The sequence below is a fragment of the Flavobacterium sp. genome (genome assembly GCF_050696275.1).
Classification (GTDB): domain Bacteria; phylum Bacteroidota; class Bacteroidia; order Flavobacteriales; family Flavobacteriaceae; genus Flavobacterium.
Genome location: NZ_JBOGUT010000051.1, coordinates 1 through 9,854, shown reverse-complemented (window position 1 = coordinate 9,854; position 9,854 = coordinate 1). Strand labels below are relative to the sequence as shown.

Annotated in this window: 9 protein-coding genes; 4 read left to right on the top strand and 5 right to left on the bottom strand. The window is 36.3% G+C overall.

The genetic code is table 11. The features are described from left to right. Positions 1-1,638: choice-of-anchor L domain-containing protein (locus ACRDEC_RS16615; protein ID WP_431499491.1), on the bottom strand; the 1,638-nt coding region annotated here is incomplete at its 3' end. Positions 1,639-1,741: 103 nt separating this feature from the next. Here ACRDEC_RS16615 and ACRDEC_RS16610 point away from each other — a divergent pair. Both ACRDEC_RS16610 and ACRDEC_RS16605 read left to right on the top strand, forming a co-directional pair. Then, positions 1,742-2,638 (top strand): NifU family protein, encoded by an 897-nt coding sequence (locus ACRDEC_RS16610; protein ID WP_431499490.1) that lies wholly within the window; start codon positions 1,742-1,744, stop codon positions 2,636-2,638. 66 nt (positions 2,639-2,704) lie between these two features. Next, a complete protein-coding gene (locus tag ACRDEC_RS16605) occupies positions 2,705-2,905 on the top strand; it encodes a dodecin family protein (RefSeq protein ID WP_431499489.1) in 201 nt (66 codons plus the stop codon). 68 nt (positions 2,906-2,973) lie between these two features. On the opposite strand, the gene ACRDEC_RS16600 is transcribed toward ACRDEC_RS16605, so the two are convergent. Beyond that, positions 2,974-4,077, bottom strand: a complete 1,104-nt coding sequence (locus ACRDEC_RS16600) for a choice-of-anchor L domain-containing protein (protein ID WP_431499488.1) — start codon at positions 4,075-4,077, stop codon at positions 2,974-2,976. 229 nt (positions 4,078-4,306) lie between these two features. Here ACRDEC_RS16600 and ACRDEC_RS16595 point away from each other — a divergent pair, with 229 nt between their 5' ends. Further along, the gene (locus ACRDEC_RS16595) at positions 4,307-4,663 is read left to right on the top strand and encodes a hypothetical protein (RefSeq protein ID WP_431499487.1); all 357 of its coding nucleotides are present in this window, start codon (positions 4,307-4,309) and stop codon (positions 4,661-4,663) included. On the opposite strand, the gene tsaB is transcribed toward ACRDEC_RS16595, so the two are convergent. The 3 genes from tsaB to ACRDEC_RS16580 all read right to left on the bottom strand — a co-directional run bounded on the left by tsaB (position 4,664) and on the right by ACRDEC_RS16580 (position 8,140). After that, on the bottom strand, positions 4,664-5,329 hold the full coding sequence (tsaB, locus tag ACRDEC_RS16590; protein ID WP_431499486.1) for a tRNA (adenosine(37)-N6)-threonylcarbamoyltransferase complex dimerization subunit type 1 TsaB: 666 nt from the start codon (positions 5,327-5,329) through the stop codon (positions 4,664-4,666). Positions 5,330-5,434: 105 nt separating this feature from the next. After that, positions 5,435-6,778 (bottom strand): efflux RND transporter periplasmic adaptor subunit, encoded by a 1,344-nt coding sequence (locus tag ACRDEC_RS16585; protein ID WP_431499485.1) that lies wholly within the window; start codon positions 6,776-6,778, stop codon positions 5,435-5,437. 9 nt (positions 6,779-6,787) lie between these two features. Continuing rightward, positions 6,788-8,140 (bottom strand): TolC family protein, encoded by a 1,353-nt coding sequence (locus ACRDEC_RS16580; RefSeq protein ID WP_431499484.1) that lies wholly within the window; start codon positions 8,138-8,140, stop codon positions 6,788-6,790. Positions 8,141-8,310: 170 nt separating this feature from the next. Here ACRDEC_RS16580 and ACRDEC_RS16575 point away from each other — a divergent pair, with 170 nt between their 5' ends. Continuing rightward, on the top strand, positions 8,311-9,705 hold the full coding sequence (locus ACRDEC_RS16575) for a DUF4403 family protein (RefSeq protein WP_431499483.1): 1,395 nt from the start codon (positions 8,311-8,313) through the stop codon (positions 9,703-9,705). Positions 9,706-9,854 lie beyond the last annotated feature (149 nt).

The following is a 9,854-nucleotide window of genomic DNA, read 5'->3' as shown; positions in this document are numbered from 1 at the left end:
CGTGCTTGGCGTAACCGCTCCAGTTGTAGCATCAATAGTCAATCCCGCAGGGGTAGCCGTATAAGCACCTCCAGGGGTCAAACCAGTCAATGTAGGCAATTGAGGAGTCGATAGAGACGAACAATAAGGCGAGGCATAGGAAAAAGTTCCCGCAGGACTCGATACTGCATTTAAAGGGAAGCTTCTATAATTTGTACATCCGGTTGTGTATGGATCTTCTATTTTAACCCAGATTAACTCCCCAGCTCCTGCACTTGGATAAGCTCCCAAGATACCATTAGGAATTGGAGATACATTAGCATAAGCATTTGCATATGAAGTAAAATAAGTAATCGGGTAATCTAATGGGTTCAGACCGTCTAAGATATAAGCATTTTGGTCGATAATAAAGTTATATGGGCCCGTTCCTGTGGTACATATGGTTACAGGCTCAGGATCAAGAAGAGGAATATGATAGAAACTAGCATTAATAGTATCTTCTCCAATTAAGCAGCCTCCTGAACTATGAGCTATCAATTTATATACACCAGTGGTAGCAACATCAAGAGTAGGTCCCGTAGCGCCTGGTATTAAAACACCATCAAGATACCACTCAAAAACATTGGTTCCTGCCGTAACCCCTGAACTAATAGTCACTGCAGGATCACCTTCGCAGGCAATAATTTCATCAGCACCTCCAACAACAGATAAAGCCATAGGTGGAATCTGAAAGTTTTTCAAGAATACTGCAGAGTCAAATGCCGTATCACCAACATTCGCAATCGCAAGTTTGATATGATAGACTTGCCCACACTGCAACTCAGAAGTAGCTCTTATAACACTGGTAAAACCATCATACTGGATACTGGAATTTACAGCAGGTGTAATACCTATACCATTAGCTACGTAATAAGAACAATTCACACAAGGTCCTGTATTCGTTTCACCATTATGTACGGTCCCAATAGAGACTGCGGTTGAAGTACCGGGCACTCTCGCAATATTTCTCGCATTGTTTGTAAAACTAGGTCCTGTATCAGGAGCTATTACATCTGGCACAATTCCAGGTCCACTTAAGAAAAAACCAAAGACATCATTAAAATTTGGATCGTCTGTATACTCCGGATATTCTTCTGAGGCAAAAATAAAATCAAAATTCAATGTTGGTCCCGTTGCGACAAAATCAAACTCGACTATAGAAACCTTATCTACATCATTTGTTGTAATCTTCTGTAAATCAGGATCACCAGCTGGTGCCTCGTCAACCACAATAGATTTACCAGCATTATTGTTAGGCCCAAGAGCAACTGACGATTCCCCTGTTGTCATTAACATTCCGTTTGGCGTACCGGCAATCCTAACACCGCTAGGATTAAAATCAGGCAAAAACCCAAGGCTTGTCAAGTTATTACTGGTTGAAAATCTATCCACCTGCCTTGAAAATGTCGAAGCACCAGCGGCAGTACCGTTAAATGTAATATTATAAGGAGTAACACCAATACCCACCAAATCCTGAGAAACTATTTGTGCCGGTGTTTTAGTTGGAAAGTAAAAAGGTGGAACCGTTCCTCCCGGATCAACATATATGTTTGCAAGTTGTAACTGTGCTTGGGTGGTCAATCCAAAAAGTAAAAAGGTTAATAGGTAAAGTTTTTTCATTAGCAAAATTTTTATTAATAACAAAAGTTAAATAAATCTTTAATTCTTCAAATATACACTTTCATGTAAATTTTGTTTGTTAATTTTGTAAAAAATCGACAAAATGAAGCTTGTTACTATAAAAAATACACAAAATCCTAATATTTTAAAATTCGAATTCTCCTATTTTATTTGTCCTAATCAAAGTTTTGAATACAAAAATATTGACGAATGTGCCGATTCACCTCTTGCTCAGCAGTTGTTTTATTTACCGTTTGTAAAAACCGTCTATATTTCAGGAAATTTTATTGCTATTGAAAAATTCAGCATTGTAGAATGGGATGATGTAAAACATGCTGTAGCCGAACAAATGGAAACGTATGTAAACAGCGGCGGAGAAGTGGTAAAACAAAAAGAAGCACCTAAAAAAACGCCGGTAACCGTTTACGCAGAAAGCACACCCAACCCTTCCGTACTGAAGTTTGTTGCCAGCAAAAGACTAACCAAAACCATCGTTGAGTGTAAAAACATTGACGAAACAACAGCATCACCTTTAGCTAAGGAATTATTCAAGTTTCCTTTTGTAAAAGAGATTTTTATCGATGAAAATTACATTTCGGTAACAAAATATGCTGTAAGCGAATGGCAGGAAATTACACTGGAATTACGCACTTTTATCAAGGAATTTATCGAAAACGGTAACATTGTCGTTGATGAAACTAAAGTAGTTGCTTCAAACAAACAAGAGAAACAACAGATTGCCAATTTCGACGACCTTGACGTGACTTCTCAAAAAATCATCAATATTATAGAAGAATATATTCGACCTGCGGTCGCTGCCGATGGTGGAAATATTCTTTTTGATTCGTATTCAGAAGAAGACAAAAAAGTAAAAGTAATATTGCAAGGAGCCTGCAGCGGATGCCCTTCATCTACATTTACGCTTAAAAACGGAATTGAGAATATGCTGAAAGAAATGCTTCACGATCAGGAAATAAAAGTTGAAGCATTAAACGCTTAAAAACAATTGTGTTTCTAGAATTTAATCGTTAATTTTATTAGCTATTAACCTTAAATTCAAGAAATTATGTCAATTTTAAAAGTAATCGAAATTCTTTCTAATTCTGAAACAAGTTGGGAAGATGCCACAAGAAAAGCAGTTGAAAAAGCATCAAAATCTGTAAAAAACATCCGTTCAGTTTACGTACAGGAACATAGCGCAGCTGTTAAAGACGGAAAAGTGTCTGAATTTAGAGTTAATCTTAAAATCACATTCGAATTGGAATAAATTTAGATAATAAAAAAGCGTTTCAGAGTTGAAACGCTTTTTTATTATGGTAAGATCAAGCTTCGCTTTTATTGCTTAATTACTTTCTTAACCGTTTTGCCTTCCGCAGAAATAATTTCTAGAAAATAAACTCCCGAATTCAATTTAGAAATATTCAGCGTTACATCTGAAACCGTTTCCCTTTTTTGGCTTTCCACTTTTCTTCCGTTACTATCTAAAATATTAATCTCAGTTATTACTGCTTTGGAAGCATTCGAAACGGTCACAAAAGAGTTTGAAGGATTAGGATATACCACAAATCCGGATGCCAATTCATTTTCGGCCAGCCCCAAAGTATTGGTGTTAAAGTTTCTTATAAACACTCCCGAATCATATGAGTTGTCTGAAACATTGGCCACAGCAAATTTGACATGATACGTTTGCCCTATTACAAGTGTTGCTTCTGCTGTTATTGGAGTTGTAAACCCATCATACTGCGTAGTATACGAAGGATTCCACGTAGTAGGATTTACACCTATGCTTGTGTTGTTATAGTAATAAGGACAATTAGTACATATCCCTGAATTATTGATACCGTTATTTACTGTATTTATCGAAATCGGAATGATTGTATTGGGAACAGCAGCAATATTTTTTGCATTTCCGGAAAACACTCCCGTAATACCTGGTCCGCTTATAAAAAAACCAAAAACATCACTATAAGCACTGTTGTTAACATATTCCGGATATTCTTCTGAAGCAAAAACATATTGAAAATTCAAAGTCGTCCCGGTCGCAACAAAATCAAATTCCAAAACAGCAACATTTGCTATTTGCTGAGTTGTCAATAAAGCTAAATCGGCATCACCTTGATACGAAACAGCTGGCAAAATAGATTTGCTGGAACTATTGTTAGGCCCTAGAGCTAAATCCGCTTTCCCAGTAGTGAGCAAAATCCCATTGCTCAATCCTAGGTTTGTCTGGTTAAAGTTTGTACTGAATTCAGCAATCTGATCTTTAATTATTCCAGCAGAAGAAAAAGAGCCGTTAAATTTAATATTCACAGGACTTACTCCGGAACCAACCAAAATATCTTCAACCAACTGAATTGGTGTTTTTGTAGCACCAACAATCAACTGTGCCTGAAGCAATGAGCCTGTAAAGAATAAAAATAAGAAAAGAAAAATTTTCATTTGTACCGATTTGAAATAATTACTATTAAAACCCAAATGTAATTAAATCGTTCACATAATAGTAATCTCTTTTAAAAATATACAGAAAAAAGGAGAGATAATCTTATTTATCCGGCAATACCTGACACTGTTACGAAAACGTAAAATCATAACAATTTTAACCCATTTTGCAGTATAAATTGGACAAAATTTTGTAATATTACAATTCAACCAATAAAAAATTAACAAGATGGGAATAGGAAGTTTTTTTAAGAACTTATTCGGTTCAAAAGTAAATGTAGAAGAAATTACTGAAAAAGTAAGCGATTTTGCAGATGATGCCATTACAAAAGCAAAAGAAAGCGCAGCTCCTTTAATTGATAAAGTGGAAGATTTTGCAGAACAGGCCGGTGAAAAAGTAAAAGAATTTATCCCTCAGGCTACTGAAACTATCGACAACGTTGTAGATACAATCAAAGAAAAAACCGGTTTCGCAGTAGACAAAGCGGAAGAAGCTGCTCATGGAGCGGTAGACAGCGCTGAGCAAAAAATAAATAATTTTGCTGATGAAAAATTAGACAAACCCCAGGATGAAGAAACTAAATAATTATTTTGGACTAGTCATCATGAAGTCTTTCAAATAAAAAGGCTCAAAGTAAGCGACATCAACAGTGTCGCTTTTTTTATACTTTTCAAATGCGATGGCTCCCATTTCGTTAGCTGAAGGAAATTCAATTTCATCATAGAAAACAAATCTATCGTCAGTCAAGACCGTTTTGCATTTTGAAGCACCATCACCAATAAGATGCATTATTTCTTGAATCGTCGAAAACGAATGTTCATCAATAATTTCTGACTGTATCGCTCTTGTTTTCTCATGCTCAGCATTAAATATTGCCGTATAACATTCCATTCTTCTGGCATCCAGCATAGGAACGATCACACCTTTCTCAACAGTCAGTTTTTTGGCCAAAGTTTCTAACGTATCAATTGCAATTAAAGGAATGTTCAACGAATAACACAACCCTTTTGCCGCCGAAACGCCTATTCGCAATCCTGTATAAGAACCAGGCCCCTGACTTACTGCCACAGCTGATAAATCCTGAAAACAAATTTTGTTCTCTTGTAGAATATCCTCAATAAAAACATGCAGTTTTTCCGCATGCGAATAACCTGCATCCGAAACTTCCTTGCAGGCAATAGTTACGCCATTTTGCGACAACGCGACAGAACAGTTTCTTGTAGCAGTTTCTATTGATAAAATATAAGCCATGTATGAGTGTTTTTCAGAACCGCAAATGTACAAAGATGATTTCTAAAAAAAAGAAAGCCCCATCCTTAATTCCGGATGGAGCTATGTAAATCTTATTTATATCTGTTAGCCCTTGGCTTCTTCTTTACTCTTTTTCTTTTCAGCAGCTATTTCTTCCTTGGTTTTAACATAAATCTCATCTCCAGGATTCAATTCCTTTGTTACAACCGTGTAAGGCCCTGTAACGATGACTTCACCCTTTTTCAACCCTGAAAGCACCTCAATATAACTATCATCCTGAATTCCGGTAGTAATAATTCTTAATTTTACTTTATTCCCCGATTTAACAAAAACACATTCAAATCGTTTTTCGTTTTTTACCGGAACTACTTCTTGTCCTGCTGCGTCGTCTCCCTCATCATCTGTTTCTGCAACTTCAATTTTACGGGAAGATGTAGTATCAGTTCGCATCACAACCGCACTAATTGGTGCTGTAATAACATTTTCTTTACGAGTAGTGATGATATCAACTGTAGCAGTCATTCCAGGACGGAAAGGTGAAAAATTAGAAGGTTTTCCAGCAGTTAAATCAGCATACGATTCTTTTAAGATTCTTACCTTAACCTTAAAGTTAGTTACCTGATCTGCAGAAAGAGCAGTGCTCGCCGAATTGGAAATACTGGTTACAATACCTTTAAATTCTTTTTTTAGATAGGCATCTACTTCAACTTTTGCAGAATCCCCTATTTCGATTTTCACGATGTCATTTTCGTTAACATCCACTTCCACTTCCATATTGTTTAAGTTCGCCACACGCATCATTTCAGTTCCCGCCATTTGCTGTGTTCCCAAAACTCTTTCTCCTAATTCAACATCCAATCTGGAAATAGTTCCGTCAACTGGTGCATAAATAGCCGTTTTTCCAAGATTTTCTTTCGATTCATTTACCGTTGCCGAAGCACTTTGCACATTATAATATGCCGCTTGTTTCGAAGCTTGAGCCCCTTCAAAAGCAGCTATAGACTTATCCCATTCTGATTTTGAAATAATTCCTTTGTCAAATAATTTTTTATTTCTCTCGTAACTCGCTTTAGCTTCTTTGAATTGAGCATCCGCTTGGCTTAAACCAGCTTTTGTATTTGACAATCCGGCCTGAGAACGGTTTAATCCCGAAGTATATAACTCCGGATTAACACGCACTAACAAATCTCCTTTTTTAACTGTCTGCCCTTCTTTTACAGGCAAAGCAATGATTTCTCCGGAAACTTCAGAAGAAATTTTCACCTCTATTTCCGGCTGGATTTTACCTGTACCTGAAACTGTTTCTATTATTGTACGCTGCTCAATTTTGGCAATTTCAACTTCTGTACCTTTTTTCTTATCCCCAAAAACACCTGCTTTGGATAAGCCTAACAGCGCAACTAACGCCACTACTATACCTAATAAAATATATTTTGTTTTCTTTGTCATGGTAACTTATTATTTTTTAATAATTGGAATTCCAAAATAGAATTCTAGTATTTTAGTTCTGAAAATATAATCGTATTTTGTTCGTAATACTTCTGATTGCGCATTTACATACAAGGTTTGCGTCTGATTAAAATCAAAAACGTTCATCAGGCCCACTTCGTATCTTTCTTTTGCATATTGAAACGCTCCTTCTCTTGCCTCCAATGTAGCAACCGCAGCTTCGTGTGTTTTTAAAGCGCCTTTGGTATCGGTATAGGCTGTAAAAACAGTTCTTTCTAAATCCAACTCCTGCTGTTCCAATGCGATTTTCGAACGATCTAAAGCAATTTTTGAACGCAAAACATTGTTTCTCACCGAAAACCCATTAAAAATAGGAACATTTAAAGACAAACCGAAATTTTGTCCTAAGTTGTCTTTAAATTGATCTGAAAACGAAGGAATCAGGTTACTGTCAATCAGCGTATTTCTATGTAATATACTAGTTCCTATATTATAGGAAGCCGACAAACTTGGCTGGTAAGCTCCTTTTGCCATTTTAACCTCTCTTTCAGAAATCTGAACATTGGTCTGAGCTATTTTCAAATCGGTTCTGGTTTCTTTAGCTTTCCGAAGAATTACCTTCGGATCTTCCATCAAAATTGTACTTTGCTCGGTATCAGTATCGGCGTCAGCAATATCAAATTCTTCAAAATCATCAAGCTGTAATAATTGCGCCAGACTTAATTTCGAAATCAGCAATGCATTTTGAGCTGCGATTAATCTCTGATTATCTGTGGCAACTGTAGCCTTAACATCTAATAAATCCCCTTTTGGAATCACTCCCGCTTCCACCAATTCATTAGATCTTTCCAATTGCTGTTTATCATAAGCCAACTGCTCTTCCTGCACTTTCAAATTTTCTTTATTGAAAAGAATTTGCAGATAAGCATTAACCACGTTTAAGGAAACATCTTCCTGCATTTTAGTCAATTGATATTGAGATGCTATAATCGAAAGTTTAGCTTTCCTTAATTCGTTTTGATTTTGTAGTCCTTTATAAATATCAACACTCGCAGAAGCTCCGAAGTTTGAAGACTCTGTTGTCTGATTTGTTTTAACACCTGAAAGCGGGTCATTGCTCAAACCTGTATTCCAGGAGTGGGATGCCTGCCCGTTTATTGAAGGAAGAAACCTGCCAATGGCATCTTTTTTTGAAATATCAGAAAGCTGCTTATCTAAAGTGCTTTGCTTTATCGATATATTATGTTCAATAGCATAACCAACACATTCTTCCAAAGTCCATTTTTTGGCTTGGCCAAAAGAAAACGTTGAGAAAACAAATGTTATGGCTAATAACAATCGACTTTTTGTATTTTGTTTCATATTAAAAATGGAAAGTTTTGGTCAGTTCAAGACAAATTTAAATCACTCTTATGAATTAATCCTTGTCTTTTTCCTCAATAAGACCAATATGCTTACAATTTGTTACAGATTGGCACTGCAATTTTTTGGAAAATAATTTTACATTTGTTTCGAAAACTATAAATCATCCCATGAAAAACATATTCTGTTCCCTAATTTTAGTGGTTTTAGCAACATTTGGCACTGGCTGTTCTTCAACCCAAAAAATCGAACTCATGAAACCCGAACCAGATGAAGCTTTACCGCTATCGTACGCTGTAACTCCTTCTTACATTAGTTTTCCTGTCAGCCTAACACTGAAAGATATCGAAAATCAAACCAACAAAGCCCTTAACGGATTGATTTATGAAGATCACAATTTGGAAGATGACAAAACAGAAATGAAAATCTGGAAAAGCGCCCCTATTCAAATCTCCGAAGAGGACAAAAAACTCAAAATTGTTTTACCGCTTAAAATCTGGGCCAAAGTAAAATACGGAACTTCGGCTTTAGGAATGAATTTATATGACATTAGAGAATTCAACCTCGATGGAACCCTGAATTTAACAAGTGATGTCAAAATGGCCAACTGGAAAATAAGCACCATTACCGAATTGGAAAATATCGAATGGAAAGAAAGCCCAACCATCACCATTGCCGGAAAGCAAATTGCAATAACGTATCTGATCAATCCAACGATTAAAATATTCAAATCTAAAATTGAACGAAAAATAGATGACTCTTTAGACAAAACTTTAGATTTCAAATCGAACATGCTCGATATGATGCAGAAAGTAAGCGATCCAGTCGAATTGAGTCCTACTTATCAAACCTGGCTCAAAGTGACTCCTCAGGAATTGTATGCAACCGATACCGAACTGAAAAAAAATGCTGTAGAATTGACTGTCGGGCTAAAATGCCTTATAGAATCCAGCATCGGACAAAAACCGAAGACAAACTTCTCGAAAGACAAAATCCACTTAAAAGCCATTAATAATTTACCGGATCGAGTAGCGGCAAATATCACCGCAGTTTCTACCTATGAAGATGCTTCCAAAGTGATGACGGCTAATTTTAAAGGAAAGGAATTTGGTTCAGGAAAACGAAAAGTTACTATTCAAAATGTAGAAATTTGGCACAAAAGAGGTAAAATGATTATTGCACTGGATATGCTCGGAAGTGTAAACGGAAGGATTTACTTAGCCGGATTCCCGCAATACAACGCACAGACCAAAGAACTCTTTTTTGACGATCTGGATTATGCACTGGAAACCAAAAGCCGACTCATGAAAACCGCAAACTGGCTGGTCCAAGGTATGATTTTGAATAAAATTCGGGAGAATTGCCGCTACTCTATCCAACCGAATCTTGAAGAAGGGAAACAAAACATCCTCAAATACCTGAAAAATTATTCGCCAACGCAAGGCGTATTTGTAAATGGGCAGCTTAGCGACATTGCTTTTGAAAAAGTACAACTGACAAACCATGCCATTATTGCTTTTTTAAGCATCACAGGAAATGTAAAAGTCAATGTGAACGGAATGTAACATTCATGAAATAAATACCTGCATGAGTCGTCCTAAAATAGGTTGACAAGTTTTACAATAAATTAATTAAAACCAGTGAAGTTAACTTCACTGGTTTTTTCATATACAAAGTTAGGTGTTTTCATATTTAAACTCAAATGTGGTCTTTT